Raw genomic sequence first — 18,256 nt, 5'->3', positions numbered from 1 at the left:
AAGATAATTCTTCCGGATACAAAGAAACCCCTCTTTTCGAAAAAAGAGGGGTTCAAATTGTACAAAATATCTCAAATAATGTATTGACCGGGAATTTGTATTACCAAGCTTCTACCACTTTTTCAGCAGCTGGATGCAAATACCAATCCTTGTTATCAGCTCCATTGCTAGTCACCCAAGCACGGAATTCAGGATAAGCGTTATCAAAAAGCACCTTTTCATAAGCATGTTTTACACCAACAGGAACTTTAATCCCCCAAACAAAACCATTCTTATTACAATATGGAACATCTTCCATCATCTCACCGGCTGAATCAGCTTCGTAATCAGTATAAAGATAAGAAGGTCTATAGCCTTTCATGTGAATCTCTTTATTCGTATGTGTCACAATAAAGAAGTTCTGATTATGAGTATCAGTAATAAGAGCACGATAAGCTTTCAATTGATCCAAATCTTCAGTAAGACTAGTACGAGCCTTAGCTCCCAAAATAATTTCTGCACGTAACATACCTTGTCCCGGATTTATAAAACCTTTCGTAGTCTGGAAGAAATTAGTATTATCACCCAAAGCACTCAAACCATCCATTATGATAACCGGACTACCGTGTTCCGTGTCTACCGTAACTTTACAAAATTGCGACTTACCAAAGAGTTGCTGTTGAGGCATTTCTGCTTGCATTTCCCCAGTGGCAAGTACTTTTTCTTCTCCTTGTCCTTCTTTCAAAAGAATACGGGTCGCAACAGTCTCTATATACTTTTTATCCAAGCCACCTAATACTACACCTAATTTAATAGGATATCTACCGCCTTTGGCACGAATATCCAAAGTCAACTTCAATCCTTCTTTATATCCCTGACCAGCTTCAAGCCATTTTTCAGCCTGACATTCGGTCACTTTCAAATCATACTCAAAAACAACATCGTTCAAATCATTGTCTTGACCTGGTTCAATCGGCCAATTGTCTTCAAACATAGCAACGCCTGTATTATGATAGAAAAACCATCCATCATCTTCCTCGCTAGTTACCGCCACCGCATCTTCAGGTACAGTTATTGCTACAGTCTCACCACTCCGAGTCACGCTATTTATCGGAAATGATGCTGTTTTATCCGTTCCATCAGAATACTTTAAATAAATATTGGCACAGTGAATAGGCACATTCAATTCCAAGTCTTTCTCTCCATCAACAAGCAGACCACTCACCAACAAACTTCTTTCCTGATTTTCTGAATCCCAATACAAATCAGCCACTACAGGCTTACTTGAATAAACTTTAGCAGAGACAGTACGACTAGTTGCAAAATCAAACCCTGCCGGAATAACATACTGTGGAGAATCATCTCCTCCTCCATTATCCACTATTCCTTCTTCATTGTTACTGTCTGTACAAGCAACAACCAACATCGTCCCCATAAGGACATACATCAAACTTTTAATCTTCATTTTAATCTAATTTTTAAATTATTGTTTGTTTCTGTTTTGCACGAAAGCCCGGTTTATCATACTTATCCCCAGACCTCATCTGTTAACTTATCAAAAATATATTTAACGCTCAACAGCTTTCCACCTGCCTTTATTTGTAATTTCAATCCTTTCCATCGAAAATAATCACAAGAGTTCAAATATCGTTCAAAAGGCCTGTTCATGAGCAATGGATAATATATACAAGTTATTTAGTATATTTGCATTGGACAGAACATTCAATACAACAAATATAAAACTTTTGTTTTGAATATACAAGTTTTATAGATTAAATATCAAGGGAAATGGATCAGGTACTGTATGGTATAGATTACATAGAATATTATTTCTATTGGATATATTACAAGTTTATTGGCTATCCTTTAATCATAAGAATATGCTCAATTGCGGTAATGTTTTGTATTATTGCGTACTTGTTTCTCCTATTCCATATTATATATGGTATATTCAAAAGACGGAAAGAAAAGCGAAGATACAATAAAGCTTTCGATAAATATTACGAGGAAATGAAATCTATCTCGCTAGATTCCAACACATTGAGTGAAGAAGAAATCGCGGACAGATTACAGTATGATACGAAAAAACGCCCCAAGCCTAATGAACTACGTATTATCACTCAACTATTAACAGAAATCAAGAGTGTACATGAAGATGACATTCATGAACTAAACTACCAAACGATTCAAACCGTATTCCAGATCACACGTTTCCTTGAACGCGAACTTCAATTCGGCTCCAAAAGATCAAAGATACAAGCTCTGAAACTTATTCAATCCATCAACGGATATGCCTCTGAAGCGGTATTGGTACGCTTCCTCTATCATCGTGAAATAGAATTGAGGAACTCTGCACGCTACACTTATATGTGGCTAAGCCAGGGAGACCCGTTCCGTTTCTTCGACGAAGATATCGGCATGAAGTTGAGACAATGGGATATGATGGAATTGCATGCCATTTTGGAACACCGCAAGAAGGTGGGATATAACACACCCAGCTTTATAAAATGGGTGAATACTTCGGCCGAAGAGAATGTTAAGATATTCTTTATCAACGAAATCCGGTTATATAAAGAAACGGAAAGCGCTCCCACCCTGGCTAAACAAATCAACGCTCGCTCTACCGAAATCCGGGGCGAAGCGATCAGAACTTTAGGAAAACTAAAATATAAAGAGATCGAGCCCAAGCTGATTGAAATGTATCATGTGCAACCGGAAGAAATCAAACGACAAATCATTTCGGCTGTCGCAGACCTGAAAACAGATAAAGCATTAGGATTTCTTTACAATGCTTATGACGAAGCAGACAACTGGGGGACAAAACGTATCATCCTGAAAGCCCTCTATGAATACAGCCCAATGGGAAGAAAAACATTCGATCAATTGGAGAGAAAGGCCGACTCCCACACAGCTATATTGTTTGCCCATACCAGGCATCCGTTAATCAACCAGTTAATTTAGAGAATATGAAAGATATAATATTTACATTCTTCAATTATTTCGTATTCTTTTATACGAGTATGCTGGCGATATTCTTCGTCACATTCGCCTTCCTCTCTTTCATTTCTCTGAAACGGAGAAAAGATTACTATGTGGAAAGCTATATGCGGAAAACAATCAAGGAATCCCCCTATACACCGGGTATTTCGGTAATTGCCCCTGCTTTCAATGAAGAAAAGACAATCATTGATAACGTGAACTCTATGCTCGCATTGGAATACCCGCTTTTCGAGGTGGTGATCGTAAATGACGGAAGCACGGACAGTACGTTGAAGAAGATGATTGAACATTATGAACTGATAGAAGTGCCCTATGCCTATATTGAGCGAATCAAAACCAAACCGTTCAGAAGACTCTTCAAATCTACCAGTCCGAAATACAGCCGGCTTACCGTGGTAGACAAAGAGAATGGAGGAACCAAGGCGGATGCATCCAATGCAGGTATCAATGTCTCTTCATATCCTTATTTCATCTGTACGGACGTAGACTGTATCTTAGAGAAATATGCTCTTTACCGCTGTATATCGCCCATTATATCTTCCGATAAACAGGTAATCGCAGTCAGCGGAACGATGTTGATGGCCAACGGATGCGTAGTGAAAGACGGACAGATAGTAGACGTGAGAACTCCGCGTACTCCGATTCCGCTTTTCCAGAACCTCGAATATATGCGTTCCTACCTGATTGGTAAAATGGGGTGGTCCGCAATCAATGGTATGCCGAATGTTTCCGGTGGATTCGGTCTTTTCGACCGTTCCGTGGCTATTGCAGCCGGAGGATATGACGGTACTTCCTTCGCAGAAGACATGGACCTCATTACCCGCATGGTAGGATATATGTGCGATTTCTCCCGTCCTTATAAGATTATTCAGATTCCTGATACCTGCTGTTGGACGGAAGGCCCTCCCAACTTGGCGATGCTTTACCGTCAACGTACCCGTTGGGCACGAGGATTGTTCCAGACACTTAGCATCCATCATAAAATGATTTTCAAGAAAACATATAAACAGATGGGATTGCTGACTCTGCCTTATATGTTCGTATTTGAGTTTTTAGCGCCCATCATCGAGCTTACCGGTTTGATCGTATTTATCTATCTGGCCTTTACAGGAGCGGTCAACTGGAACACGGCATGGATGATTTACCTGACGATCTATACGTTCTGTCAGTTCCTTTCCATCGTCGTTATTACCTACGACTATTACGTCGGGATGCTTTATAAAAGAGGATACGAATACCTGTGGATTATCATTGCGTCCATATTGGAGCCCATTTTCTATCATCCCATCATCACTTTTTGTTCATTGAGAGGATACCTTAGTTATCTGACCAATAGAGACTTCAAGTGGAAGAATATGGAGCGTAAAGGATTCAAGCAGAAAGAAGAAAAGACGGATGATGCTGAAACAGCGGCTATGAAGCCCGAACCGGCAACGATTTAAACAAGAAAGAAAGATTAAAGACAAGATAGAATGAACAGAGAATTTCTCCATAAGATCACCCTATTAGGTTGTCTGTTTTTGCTGATAACCTCTTCCTCCGGAACCGATAATGGATTCCAGACGCCGGAGCAATATGCCCAGATTGTGCAGGAGCATTTTGCGAATGAGGAATGGGAAGCAGGAAAAGAGCTGTTGGAGGAGGGCCTTCAGAAATACCCGAATGTTTCTGACCTTGAATGGCTCATGGGTAAATACTGGTTCCACGAAAAGAATTACGACCAGTCACGTTATCATCTTGTCAAAGCAATAGACGACAATTACAACAACGTCAATGCCAAACATCTGCTGGTGGATGTGGAAGATATTACCGAGAATTACTCCAGTGCCATTTGCTACGTTAATGAGTTGCTGGAAGTGAATCCGTACTGGAGAGGCCTATGGCGAAGAAAGATTGAACTATACCGCAAGCAGAACAACGATGTGGAAGCGGATCGCCTATTGAAACGAATCAACCAGATTTACCCGAACGATACCATCCTAAGGAAAGACTACATCTACAGTATGGAAGTAGGCTACCAACAAATGAAAAAAGGCGGCAACCGGAAAGAAGCAATTGAGAAACTGACGGAGCTAATCAAAGTTTCTCCGCAAAACGAAGAATATTACCTGGATATCATCAACCTGCATTTGCAGGAAGGAAACCGGGAAGCTGCTCTAGGATGGTCATCCAACGGTTTGGCCGCCATACCGGGAAGCAGTGCTCTCATCGTCAAAAGGGCAAGTATCCTCAGTGAATTGGCGCGTTATCCGGAAGCACTGGCATTTATACGCGAGCAAATGAAGAGAAACAATAGTCCTGCCATACGGCGTATGTACAACGACTTATTGATGGAAGCTGCCCGTGCAGAAAAACAACGAGACCCTTATGTATTATATGGCATGGCCTACGAAGGAGGCAACAAGAACAAGGAAGCACTAGACTACTTGCTCAACACTTCCGTCACCCGCGGATATACCGACGATGCCCTCTTCTATATCAGAGAGGCTAAAAAACAATATGGCAACAATGATAAAGGAATTCTCTATAAAGAATATATGCTTTATCGCCAGATGAATGAGGATGATCTTGCTTATTCAACGCTGAAAAAGATGTACGAGATGTATCCTGATGATTATGACATTACGCTTGCCATGAGCGCACAGCACATGAAGAAAGCTGAAAAACTGATGGAACTCGGTTTGTATGCGGAAGCATTGCCACACGTATTGTTTGTATCCCAAAAGCATGTAGATAATGAAATGAACGGTGCCGCATGGGAAAAAACCTTGAGCTGCTACATCAATATGAAACGCTACAATGAAGCACTTGCCACATTGGATACCATTACCCTTCACTTCCCGGATTACGAGAATGGTACGTTGAAAAGGGCATTTATTCTCGATAAAATGGACAAAACCGAAGAGGCCTTACAACTATACTTGTCTGCCATCGAGCAGAGCGACGAGGATATGCGTATCTTCTACGTCATCGGATATGAGGAACTGGCAGTGCCCTACATCAAAAAGTGCATGGAAGCCGGAGCTACGAAGAAAGCATACGAAGAAGCCATCAAGCTGGTCAGCCTGAATCCATCGAGCGATCTGGGATTACGGTATGCTATCAATTCGTCCGGTTTACTCGGAAAATACGATGAATTCGAGAAATATACAGCGCAAGGAATCAATTACTATCCTGAAGAACCATTCTATCAGGCAAAGAGGGCTACTATCCTTGAACGTGACAAGAGATACGAAGCTTCTTTGGAATTCCTGAAACCAATACTCAATAAATACCCGAGTAACAAAGAGATTATAGGCGCGTTCTCACAAAGCAGCGAATATCATGCCCTGCAACTGACAAAGGCAAAAGAACCGGAAAAAGCTCTTGCTGTTCTTGATACAGCTTTGCTTTACGACAGCCAGAACAAGTCATTGAAATACACCAAAGGCGTGGTATATGAAGCCAACAGACAAGCGGATTCAGCCTATTATTACCAAAAGTATTACGAGCCTTCCATCATGGAATATCGCTCTTTCCAACGGCACTTATCAGGCCTTAGAAGCATGATGCTCAAGAATGAGATTGCTTTGACCTACCTTCGTGCACGCTACGGAGAAGAAGACATCATTACCTCCGTTGCCACCGCCGAATACACCCGAAAAGGCCAGAAGAACAGCTACACGGGACGTCTCAACTATGCAGGACGAAGCGGATCGGCAAGCGACAGCATGGAGGCTGAAGAACAGACACCGGGAGGGGTCGGCATCCAGATACAGGGAGAATGGACGCACCATTTCTCACCAAAGTGGAGCACTACGGTCAATGCCGCCTTTGCTACCAAATACTTCCCGGATATTACCGCCGATGTTGCCGTGCGGCATTATCTCAAGAATGACTGGGAAATAGGAGCACATGTGGGATACAGACGCGTAGCTGCCTATACGAAACGTTATGAATGGAACGATGAATTCTTTGCAGGAGGCACCGGAGATAACGGTTATCTATTTACCGGCTGGAATGAGTCAAAGACCAACCTGCTCACCGTAGGCGGAGAATTAGCCAAAACCATCGAAGTCGTTCGCCTCAACACGAAGCTGGACATGCATTTCTTCAACTCCAAATTCTACTACAATGCACAGATTGGCGCCAAATACTTCCCGGCTAATGATGGAAAGACGAATATCAACGCCATGGCAAGTATCGGATCGGCCCCGGAAACGGCCGTACTGGACTATGCGCTGCCCGGCTCTTTTTCACACACCAATACAATGGTAGGACTGGGAGGCCAATACATGGTCAGTCCTAACATTACCATAGGTCTGATGGGTACCTGGAATACCTATTATAACCAGACCAACACCGTGCGAGGGACCAGTCCGCTCAACCCGATAGAATCCATATCGACACGCTATAAAAACTTATATAACATCTATGCACAAGTCTATATTTCATTCTGACACGCTTTGCCCCATATTGGCAGGAATGATATGTATATGCTGCCTTTTATCCGGTTGCCGCATGCAGGCACGCACGGAGATGTTCCCATCTAAAGAAGGATACCTCATCACAATCGGCGAAGATCCGACGGACAGAGATACCCGATGGGCCAAATACCTGTACGAGCACCTCAAAAAACGTGCAAATGACGATGAAATGGTCGCTTTCGGTGTCTCCGAGATGGATATGTGGCGTATCATCATACAGATAGACCCGACATTGCAGAGAGGATTCAAAGTAGCCTGCAAAGGTTCGGATATCAGACTGACCGCAAGTGACGACAAACAAATGTTATGGCTACAATACCAACTGATAAAGAAGATCAGCAAGGAAGACCCGCGCATAGACGGTTCGGACCTTCCTCCCGCCCTTATCAACCTCAATGATACTTGCGGAACTTTTGCATTTGACTACCAAAGCATTTATTCTCCATACGGCCTGAACGCCGATCATACAGGCGTTATCGGCCTGAACAACTTTGACGACAGCTGGGGAATATGGGGACACAACCTGCGAAAAGTATTGGGAAAAGATGCAGAGAAAGTATATGCCACCATTCACGGGAAGACAGATGACTCACAACTGTGTTTTTCTTCCGAGGATATGTATCGCCAGATAGAAAGTTACATCGCAGATAACTTCGGTGAAAAGGGGAATTCCCGTTTTGTAATCGCACCGGATGATACTCCGTACGCCTGTACGTGTGCCTCCTGCACCGCATTGGGAAATACAGAGAAGAACGCAACTCCGGCCGTTACGGAACTGATCCTCCGCCTGTCGCAGCGTTTTCCCAAACATACGTTCTTTACGACTTCCTACCTGACTACGCAACAAGTCACAGACAAGCAACTTCCGCCTAACGTCGGGGTAATGGTCAGCGCTATCGACTTCCCGCTCCGCCGGACAGACGGCAAGGATGAGCAAGAACAAAAGTTTGCGGAACAACTCGACAACTGGAAGAAAGTAACGAACAACATCTATATATGGGACTATATCAACAACTTTGACGACTATCTCACTCCTTTCCCCATATTAAAGATAGCCCGGCAAAGACTCCAACTCTTCAAACAACACGGAGCCAGCGGCATATTCTTCAACGGAAGCGGTTACAGCTATTCTTCTTTCGATGAAATGAGGACTTTTGTATTATCAGCTCTCCTTATCAACCCGGAACTTCCGGTTGATGACTTAATTAAAAGCTATTTCAATCAGGAATACCCGGTATCCAAAAAATGGCTGTACGATTACTACACAGAGCTAGAAAATAACGCCCAATCCGGAAAGCGGCTCGGACTTTACGCCGGCATCAGAGAATCGGAAAAAGGATTCCTCTATCCGGAGAAGTTTATCAGATTCTATGATGAAATGGGAGATTTTGTATCCGAAGCAAAAGGGAAAGAACGCAAAAAGCTGCACGAACTTCAGACCGCCTTGTCTTTCACACGCATGGAATTGGCACGTGACCACGGTTTCGACACTTACGGATATGCCAAGCGGAATGGAAAGGATATTCAACCGCTTCCCCAAGCACGTAAATGGGTTGCCCAGCTCAAAGAGCATCAAGCATTTGCCGGAATGGAATATTATAACGAGTCGGCTTATGAGATTGACTATTATATAAAGGAATGGGAACAATATATACTTGCTTCCGACATAAAGAAAAGCTTGTTTCTGGGAATGAATCCTTCCGCAACCCCTAAACTAAATAAAAATGATTCAAAGAAACTGACCGACGGCACTCACGGTTTACCCGGAGACTACCATTGCGGTTGGGTTATCATTCCGGGAGAAGAATGTGTCATCAACCTGCCGGTTAAAGGACTCAATGCATCAGGAACGTTCTATATCAGTTTTCTGAATCTTCCCCGCCACCGCATCTATGCGCCACAGCAAGTTCAACTGTTGAAAGACGGAGTAGCCTATAAAACAATAGACTTGAAACCGGACAACTCCCCGGAAAAAGGAGAAATGATGAAAGCCACCGTTCCGGCAGACCTGAACGGAATAGAACAATTAAGCATAAAAATCAGTTGTTTAAAGAAACCGGGAACGCAAATGGGTATCGATGAAATTGCATTCATCCCTTAGATGCTGAAAAAGTGATATAACAAAAATAAATGGCAACAATGAATAAATCTATATTCTATATTTTACTACTGACGGCACTTCCGCTCTGCTTTACAGGGTGCAGGAAGGAAGTACGTCCCACCAGCATGACGATAAAAGATTCCGTCAGACACTATTACCCAATCAAGCAAGGTCAGCAACTCGATATCATGTTTACCATCACCAACACGGGAGACGCTCCATTAATCATTTCAGAAATGCAACCTTCCTGTGGCTGCATCATTCTGGATAAAAGTTCGCATATCATCATTCCCGAAGACGGTATCAGGCAATTCAAGGCAACCTACAACAGCATCAAGAATGTAGGCGAAGTGGTTCACCGCATCCGGATTTTCGGCAATATGCTCCCAAATGGAAAAGCAGAACTGAAATTTGATGTTAACGTAGTCCCCGACGCAGATTATACACGTGATTATGAAGAGCTCTATCAGGATTTCAACACTAAAAACGGTATTGTCAGAGAGATGGTGGACGGAAAAGAATCCGAACTGGGATACTATGTAGGAGAACCCTAAAGAATGAGACGCACTACCTTTTATTTTGGGTAAGCTATTCCAGATAGGGTATGAATGGCAAGGGAATTCAGATATTGATAAGTGACAGGTAATAGAAAATGACTATAACCTATCACTTATTACCTTTTTAAGGATGTATCTCTTTGAATGCAGCATTCTCTTCTTTCACATTCTGGATGGTTTGTTTTAACTCCCCAATCGGCAAGTCATACCCATACCAGCCTGTATAGCAGTCTACCACATACCATTTTCCATCAGCCTGTAATTCGAACTCGACACGCAAATCCACTTCAGACTCTTCATAGCCTGCCTCAAAGATTTTGTGTTTCGGTTCATTCAGCGTAAACTTGGAGACATAGATTCCTCCTTCTTCTTGGGTGATACGTTCTTCCTTCATGGTTTCGCTATCCAGCAACGGCCATTTTTCCTTGGTGAAAGGGAATGTTTTCTCAGTTTCACCATCATCTGCCAATAAAGTAATCGGAGTCTTTAATGGGAACTTGATACGAGTATACTGGAAGGCCGCACTGGAAGTAAATTTATCCAAAAACGATTTGAAATCTTCACCATCTTGCGTAGTCAGTTCATTATCGGCTTTTACCTTGGAACTATTACCGCAGGAGATAAACGAAACACCTGCGAGCAACATCATAGCCAGCAAGCAGCATACAAACTTTTTAGCTCTCATAACACGATATAAATTAACAGTTTAATTGACGCCGCAAAGATAATGACAAGTTTGGTATCTTGGTTATTTTAAGAACTAAATATTTTTCTATACGCAATCGATTTTCCGAATCTATGTATGCCTCAAATATTCATAACCGAAGCGACAGTACAGACACTTGCGTTTATCGCAGTACTCTTTTTGCAACTGTATCAACGCCTGACTATCCGCCGCACTGATAACCGGAAGCCCGGCATCGCTCCACGAACGGATAATATGATTGCTCTCCGCCTTCAATTCTTCCAGAAAACGTCCGGCACGTTCACACATTCGTTCATCTGCCTTATGCAAGCCGTATGTATAAAGAAAAGGAACCACTGTATTTATGATTATCAAATCCTTGGAACGCTCTCCCATCGCCTTCTCCTTTTGTGAAGAAAGTCGTCCGAATAAATAATGATTTTCCCAATAAGGAGACGTACGGGCATCCAGCAAGGTTCTCACATTCGCCAGCGTTTCCGCTTCCAGCAAACGTGAAAACAACTTATCTCCTTTCTGATAGAGATAAGCCAACTGTGCCAGGCGAATATGCGGAAAGTTTTCCGGACGAAGCCGTAGAAAACGCCATAACGTAGCGTCCATCCCCTGCCCGATTTCAAACTTCCGCTGCAAATAACGGAACTCCTTGCAAAGACGGAGACTATACTCATCTTCCTGTTCCTTTTTCAAAAACGTCTCTTCCAACAATCCAGCCAAACCATAGAAAAAAGCCTCTATCTGAAACAAATCATTCCGGTGCTTATCCATCGCACGAAACGGTAATAATCCCGCCCACGTTTCAAAAGCATCTCCATTTAAGCCAAAACCGAAATTACGGGCAAGGGTGATAAAGAAAGCATCTTCCCAGTTACTGTTACAATGTTTGAGACGCTGTGTGATTAATTGTGCTTTCTGCTCCAAACGTTCCGTTTGCAAAGCGGTCAGCCAGGAATGAATGGTAAGTTTGGGAAGAGAAGCAAGGATGGAATAACAAGCCGGATAATGATCGGCCACACAAAGTTCGTGGTAATGTAATTGCACATTTTCAGGACAAGTCAGCAACAGTTGCGGTATCTGTTCACCGCTGGAACGGCTTATTTCCATATCTACCTCGCCCACTACATGAAGAATCACAGAATCGTATGTTTTGTCAGAATGATGTCCGTGGCGGAACCAGTCGGAAGAATGTGTATGTATTTCTATGTTTCCCACCCATAAGGCGCCATCAATCTTTAATTTCGCGTTGAAAAAGTCGGGACCGGCGTTGGGGTTTTGCAGACCGGGGTCAATCACTTCTACCGGTAAGCCGTTGGTGGTTTGCAGTACTTTCAGAGGAAATAATTTGTGTTTCCACACGTAGTGGAGAAGGTGTTCCATGTTAACAAGACGTTAATGTGCGCTGCAAATGTAATAAAAATCTTATCTTTGCGACTATTATTTTGAATATAAGTCAGAAAACAATGAAAATAGCACTGATCGGTTACGGAAAGATGGGCAAAGAGATAGAAAAGGTTGCCCGTAGTCGCGGACATGAAATCGTCTGCATCATTGACATCAATAATCAGGATGACTTCGAATCGGAAGCATTCAAATCGGCCGATGTAGCCATTGAGTTTACCAATCCGATGGTAGCTTACAGCAATTATATGAAAGCGTTCAAAGCCGGTGTGAAACTGGTATCGGGCAGTACCGGATGGATGGCCGAGCATGGCGAAGAAATCAAGAAGCTCTGTACGGAAGGGGGCAAAACACTCTTCTGGTCGTCCAACTTCAGCCTGGGAGTCAGCATCTTCTCCGCTCTCAACAAGTATCTGGCTAAAATCATGAACCAGTTTCCTGCTTATGATGTCACCATGAGCGAGACACATCATATTCACAAGCTGGATGCCCCCAGCGGAACAGCCATAACACTGGCGGAAGGTATTTTGGAAAAGATAGACCGTAAGGACAAATGGGTGAAAGGAACTTTCCTTGCGCCGGACGGAAGCATTAGCGGAACCAACGATTGTGCGCCTAACGAACTTCCTATCAGTTCCATCCGTGAGGGTGAAGTTTTCGGACTTCATACCATCCGTTATGAGTCCGATGTAGACACCATAACCATCACCCACGATGCCAAGAGTCGTGGTGGATTTGTACTGGGAGCTGTATTGGCAGCCGAATATACTGCCACCCACGAAGGTTTTCTGGGCATGAGTGATTTATTCCCATTTTTGAACGATTAAGATATCAAAAGCTAGTTCTAAACAAATATAACATTATGAGACAAGCCACGCGCGCACAATGGATCAAATGTGCCATTGCCATTCTACTTTACCTCATCTTCCTTATCTGGGTACGGAGTTGGTGGGGATTGATTGTTGTTCCTTTCATTTTCGATATTTATATCACTAAGAAAATACCCTGGTCTTTTTGGAAGAAGTCGAAGAATCCGGCTGTCCGCAATGTCATGAGCTGGGTAGACGCCATCGTATTTGCGTTGGTTGCTGTCTACTTCGTCAATATCTACATCTTCCAGAATTATCAGATTCCTTCCTCCTCACTGGAGAAATCATTGCTGGTAGGCGACTTCCTGTATGTGAGCAAGATGAGTTACGGTCCCCGCGTACCGAACACTCCTCTTTCCATGCCGTTGGCGCAGCATACATTGCCTATCCTCAATACTAAATCATATATCGAGTGGCCACAGTGGAAGTACAAACGGGTGCCGGGCTTCGGCAAAGTGAAACTGAATGACATTGTTGTCTTCAACTTCCCCGCAGGAGATACGGTAGCAGTGAATTACCAACAGACAACGGACTTCTATACGCTGGCTTACGGCGAAGGACAACGCATCTATTCCAAACAGATTGGAATGGATAGTCTGACACGTGCCCAGCAACGTGCTATCTATGATTTGTACTATGCTGCGGGACGTAAACAGATAATGAACAACCCGCGCACTTATGGTGAAGTCCTCTGGCGCCCGGTAGACCGTCGCGAGAATTATGTGAAGCGTTGTGTCGGCCTGCCTGGTGATACCCTTCAGATTGTAGACGGACAGGTGATGATTGACGGCAAAGCAATCGAGAACCCCGAAAACCTGCAATTTAACTATTTCGTACAGACCACCGGCCCGTACATTCCCGAAGATATGCTGCGCGAATTAGGCATCAGCAAGGATGACACCATGCTGATAGAAGACTCCGGTTGGGAAAGCGGATTGCTGGAAATGGGACTGGACAGCCGGAATGCACAAGGTAGACTGAATCCGGTATATCATTTTCCACTAACCAAGAAGATGTATGAGACTCTTTTGGGCAATAAAAAGCTAATCAGCAAAATAGTAATGGAACCCGAAGATTATGCCGGACAAATGTATCCGCTCAATCTTTATACCAAATGGAACCGCAACAATTACGGTCCGATCTGGATTCCTGCCAAAGGAGCTACCATTACCCTCACAGAAGACAACCTGCCTATCTATGAGCGTTGCATCGTAGCCTACGAAGGCAACAAACTGGAAGTAAAACCGGACGGTATCTACATCAACGGTGAAAAGACCAACGAGTATACCTTCAAAATGGATTATTACTGGATGATGGGTGACAACCGTCACAACTCCGCCGACTCCCGTTATTGGGGTTTTGTACCCGAAGATCATGTAGTGGGCAAACCGATTGTCGTATGGCTGTCGCTTGACAAAGACCGTGGATGGTTCGACGGCAAGATTCGCTGGAACCGCCTCTTCAAGTGGGTAGACTGATAAGTGTACGGATAGAATAGAGTGATAAGGTGATAAAAATTGATGAACATTCGTAAATTCAAATGGATACTAGCATTTGCCGGAGCAGTAGTCGTAGTGCTTCTGCTCCGGGGATTTGCTTTCACGTCCTGCCTTATCCCTTCCACCGGCATGGAAAATTCTATTTTTCAGGGTGAACGTATCCTGGTCAATAAATGGAGTTACGGGCTGCGGGTTCCTTTCATGTCGCTCTTTTCTTATCATCGCTGGTGCGAGAATCCTGTACGCCGGCAAGACATCGTAGTGTTCAATAATCCTGCCGGAATCCGGCAACCTGTCATCGACCGTCGGGAAATCTATATCAGCCGTTGTCTCGGAGTTCCGGGAGATACGCTATTGGTTGATTCCCTTTTCTCTGTTATTTCTCCAGAGGCACGATTCAACCCGGATAAGAAAAGACTTTATTCGTATCCCGCTTCAAAAGAAAATCTGATTACCTCACTCATGCATACTCTTTCCATTACCAACGACGGATTGATGGGAAGTAATGACAGTACTCATGTGCGTAGTTTCAGCCGTTACGAATATTATCTATTGGAACAGGCCATGAATGGAAAAGAGTGTTTCGTTCATCCCTTGTCTGAAAAGGAAGACGCCGAACCGAATCCGTTGATTGTCCCCGGGAAAGGGAAATTCATCCGGGTCTATCCCTGGAACATAACCTTGCTGCGGAATACCCTCGTGATGCACGAAGGCAAACAGGCAGAAATAAAGAACGACACCCTCTATGTGGACGGAAAGCCTACACAACACTGTTATTTCACCAAAGATTACTATTGGATGGGGTCTAACAATACCGTCAACTTCTCCGATTCACGTCTCTTCGGATTTGTTCCGCAAGACCATATCATCGGAAAAGCCTCCATCATTTGGTTCTCTAAAGAAAAAGAAACAGGCTTGTTTGACGGATACCGATGGAACCGTTTCTTCAGAACGGTGAAATAATCTTCCGGATCATAAAAGAAACAACTCCTTCATAATATCCTTAATAATAAAGCCTCCCAAACGAATTAAAATGAAAGAAATGAACATAGCTTATTTATCTTCAGCCTATCTCGCCCCCGTCGAATATTATACCAAACTACTGGCTTATGACAAGGTGTTTATAGAACAATACGACCATTATATAAAACAAACCTACCGCAACCGGTGCACCATTGCCGGCCCATCGGGTGAATTAGCTCTTTCCATCCCAACCGTAAAGCCCGATACATTGAAGTGCCCAATGAAGGATATTCGCATCTCCGACCACGGCAATTGGAGACATCTGCATTGGAACGCCATCGAATCGGCCTACAACAATACTCCTTTCTTTGAATACTACAAGGACGACTTCCGCCCTTTCTATGAAAAGAAATACGAGTTTTTAATCGATTTCAACGAAGAACTCTGCCGGATGGTCTGTGAATTGATCGATATTCACCCCACCATTGAACGTACTTCCGAATATAAGATGCAGTTTGCTCCCGGAGAATCCGATTTTCGGGAAGTCATTCACCCCAAAAAGGATTTCAGGGAAGTGGATACAGAGTTTGTTCCGCAACCTTACTATCAGGTTTTCGAGTCCAAACTGGGTTTCCTGCCTAATTTGAGTATCATAGACCTATTGTTCAATATGGGACCTGAAAGTCTGTTGGTACTGGGCAAGCAATGACCTCACTTTTCTATCGGAATGAAAATATACAATAGTATGAACCATATAATTACATTATTTATACTCGTACAGCTTTACATGTAAAATACTGAATTCTCCGACAGGAATACGTGCATGTCTTCCCTGATGGTCCTGATCGCCATTCAGGCGTCGGATATATTTCAGTGAACCATCTTTGTTCACGCTGACCTCATCCACAGAGCCGATGCCGGCTCTCATACCACCTTGCCAGCTGTTTTCCGACTTCTGCACTTTTCCACCTATGCTGACAAAACCGTCTTCACCCAATGTCGGTGAACTTTTCACTTTATTTTCTCCCTTTTTCTTAAATTCAAGTACCAAGCCACTGCCGGCAACTATATATTCATTGGGGGCCAAACGTAACAAAACGCCTCCTCCTTCGGACCATACACTGCCATCCCGGGCACGTGGGTCCCATGGTAAAGTAAAATAATGGCGGCAGGTAATCTCCAAATCATCGAACGAAAGCACCCGTTCTTTATTCTCACCATCAAACAGAAGCCCTTTCATCACTCCCATCCCCTGATATTTCGTTAACAAGGGCATCAGTTCCTTCAATTTAATATAACTCTGTACCAAAGGTGCATCTGCTCTATCCGAACCGCTTTCAATAGAGAAAGGGCAGAAACCAATCGCATCATGTTCGCCAAACACATAGAAAGCACGTACTCCGTCATTATCTTCCAACCGGATTTCCGGTATAAAGAGAGGATTATTGTGCAGTTTGTATTTCGCCACCCAATCAACAAAGCCTTTATCATATAAGTCCGGAGCCAGGAAATCAATGTTGGGTGCTGCATAATGCCATACATCTATCAAATGAGCCAATGGTCCTGCCGACGGATATTCTCCCGGTTTCCGCCCCCGACTGTTCATTGCCGCATTGACGTATAAGGGAATAGGATGGATAGAGCGCGCCAACTTTGCCATCCGTTCTACATACTGCGCATACGACCAAGCCATAAAGATTTCATCCGTATATACGTCTGCACCAAACACTTCCTGCCAAGTTCCTTTCTTCTTAAATCCCTGACTCTCCCACTTTGCCAGCATTTCGGGATGCAGATGTTTCTTATTCTTCTGCAAATAGTCGATGAAAAGGGGTGGCACAGGCGCATTGAACTGTTTATTCGCTTCTTTGGAATAGTCGCGGGCATCTTCCAACATTCCGATCTCGTTCTCTATCTGAATCATGATTACTGTTCCCTCTTCTTTATCCACCAATGCAATATGTTTCATCCATTCAGAGAAAGCACGGCTATCTGCCTGAAATACATTCTCCGAAAAAGAGCTGGCTATTTCCAAAGGCTTCCCGGCTTTCGTATAAGCACGGGGATATTTCTTATAATCTTCTTTAAACCAGATTGGAGCATAGCAACTCATTGAGTTTTTCCATGCGCCAAACCAAAGGAAAACTACTTTCAAATCATTCGCACGGGCCTGCTGAATTACTTTATCAGTCAAGGTAAAATCGAACTTTCCTTCCATCGGTTCCGTCAAATCCCAATAGGCAGGCACCAATACCGTATTGAGTCCCATGCGTTGCAATTTTGGGAAGATACGTTCAATATCTTCAATAGAAGATGCAGAAGAATTACCCAGTTCACCGCCAATTACCAAGAACGGTTTCCCATCTACGACCAGTTGCGTAGCACTTCCCTGCTTCTGTAGAAAAGGAAGTTTCTGCTGTGCCTGAAGAGGCAGAATATAAAGGAATAGAATCCAAAAGAATGTGTTTCTCATGACCGTTGGTTTTTATCATATTATCCGGAAGCAAAGTTACGACAATATAAAAAAGGAACACAAGAGATTGAGTTCCTTTTTTATTGGGCAGGTTACAGATGCTTTGTGTTACGTTACATCTGCTGTCTTTATCTATGCATTATCTCCGCTATCTTACACAAATCAAAGATATTTTGTATTCGTTAGATACTTAATAATGAAAAGAAAATCAGTATAAATTGAAGTTTACAGCAATAAGCTTAAGACAG

At 43.4% G+C, this 18,256-nt stretch carries 13 protein-coding genes; 9 read left to right on the top strand and 4 right to left on the bottom strand.

The window, feature by feature from the left end; all coding sequences use genetic code 11:
* Positions 1-100: 100 nt before the first annotated feature.
* On the bottom strand, positions 101-1,444 hold the full coding sequence (locus I2I04_RS08595; protein ID WP_195654807.1) for an LruC domain-containing protein: 1,344 nt from the start codon (positions 1,442-1,444) through the stop codon (positions 101-103).
* Between the two features lie 323 nt (positions 1,445-1,767).
* Here I2I04_RS08595 and I2I04_RS08590 point away from each other — a divergent pair, with 323 nt between their 5' ends.
* Genes I2I04_RS08590 through I2I04_RS08570 form a run of 5 tightly spaced genes read left to right on the top strand, consistent with a single transcriptional unit; the run spans position 1,768 to position 10,100 of the window.
* A complete protein-coding gene (locus tag I2I04_RS08590; protein WP_195654806.1) occupies positions 1,768-2,940 on the top strand; it encodes a HEAT repeat domain-containing protein in 1,173 nt (390 codons plus the stop codon).
* A gap of 5 nt (positions 2,941-2,945) precedes the next feature.
* Positions 2,946-4,421, top strand: coding sequence for a glycosyltransferase family 2 protein (locus I2I04_RS08585; RefSeq protein WP_143256702.1), 1,476 nt, complete (start codon positions 2,946-2,948; stop codon positions 4,419-4,421).
* Positions 4,422-4,451: 30 nt separating this feature from the next.
* Positions 4,452-7,418, top strand: a complete 2,967-nt coding sequence (locus I2I04_RS08580) for a hypothetical protein (RefSeq protein ID WP_195654805.1) — start codon at positions 4,452-4,454, stop codon at positions 7,416-7,418.
* A complete protein-coding gene (locus I2I04_RS08575; protein WP_195654804.1) occupies positions 7,393-9,546 on the top strand; it encodes a DUF4838 domain-containing protein in 2,154 nt (717 codons plus the stop codon). Before I2I04_RS08580 ends, I2I04_RS08575 begins: the two co-directional genes overlap by 26 nt.
* Positions 9,547-9,584: 38 nt before the next feature.
* On the top strand, positions 9,585-10,100 hold the full coding sequence (locus I2I04_RS08570) for a DUF1573 domain-containing protein (RefSeq protein ID WP_004324271.1): 516 nt from the start codon (positions 9,585-9,587) through the stop codon (positions 10,098-10,100).
* A gap of 127 nt (positions 10,101-10,227) precedes the next feature.
* Here the strand turns inward: I2I04_RS08570 and I2I04_RS08565 are convergent, their stop codons facing one another.
* A complete protein-coding gene (locus tag I2I04_RS08565; RefSeq protein ID WP_185911583.1) occupies positions 10,228-10,788 on the bottom strand; it encodes a DUF4348 domain-containing protein in 561 nt (186 codons plus the stop codon).
* Between the two features lie 111 nt (positions 10,789-10,899).
* Positions 10,900-12,183 (bottom strand): DUF2851 family protein, encoded by a 1,284-nt coding sequence (locus I2I04_RS08560; RefSeq protein WP_195654803.1) that lies wholly within the window; start codon positions 12,181-12,183, stop codon positions 10,900-10,902.
* An 83-nt stretch (positions 12,184-12,266) separates the two neighbouring features.
* Between I2I04_RS08560 and dapB the strand changes: the two genes are divergently transcribed.
* The 4 genes from dapB (at position 12,267) to I2I04_RS08540 (ending at position 16,244) form a co-directional block, all read left to right on the top strand.
* Positions 12,267-13,031, top strand: a complete 765-nt coding sequence (dapB, locus tag I2I04_RS08555) for a 4-hydroxy-tetrahydrodipicolinate reductase (protein ID WP_195654802.1) — start codon at positions 12,267-12,269, stop codon at positions 13,029-13,031.
* Positions 13,032-13,066: 35 nt separating this feature from the next.
* Complete coding sequence (lepB, locus tag I2I04_RS08550) at positions 13,067-14,551, top strand: signal peptidase I (RefSeq protein WP_195654801.1); 1,485 nt, start codon at positions 13,067-13,069, stop codon at positions 14,549-14,551.
* A gap of 42 nt (positions 14,552-14,593) precedes the next feature.
* Positions 14,594-15,535, top strand: coding sequence for a signal peptidase I (gene lepB, locus I2I04_RS08545; protein ID WP_143256695.1), 942 nt, complete (start codon positions 14,594-14,596; stop codon positions 15,533-15,535).
* Positions 15,536-15,605: 70 nt separating this feature from the next.
* Entirely contained in the window at positions 15,606-16,244 is a 639-nt protein-coding gene (locus I2I04_RS08540; RefSeq protein ID WP_195470006.1) for a WbqC family protein, read from the top strand.
* Between the two features lie 54 nt (positions 16,245-16,298).
* Here the strand turns inward: I2I04_RS08540 and I2I04_RS08535 are convergent, their stop codons facing one another.
* Entirely contained in the window at positions 16,299-18,008 is a 1,710-nt protein-coding gene (locus I2I04_RS08535) for a DUF5597 domain-containing protein (RefSeq protein ID WP_195654800.1), read from the bottom strand.
* Between the last annotated feature and the right edge of the window lie 248 nt (positions 18,009-18,256).

Origin of the sequence: Bacteroides sp. 1001136B_160425_E2 (assembly GCF_015559655.1) — a bacterium.
GTDB classification, from domain to species: Bacteria; Bacteroidota; Bacteroidia; order Bacteroidales; family Bacteroidaceae; genus Bacteroides; species Bacteroides luhongzhouii.
Note: the sequence above shows the minus strand (reverse complement) of the source record. Positions and strands in the feature narration are given on the sequence as shown.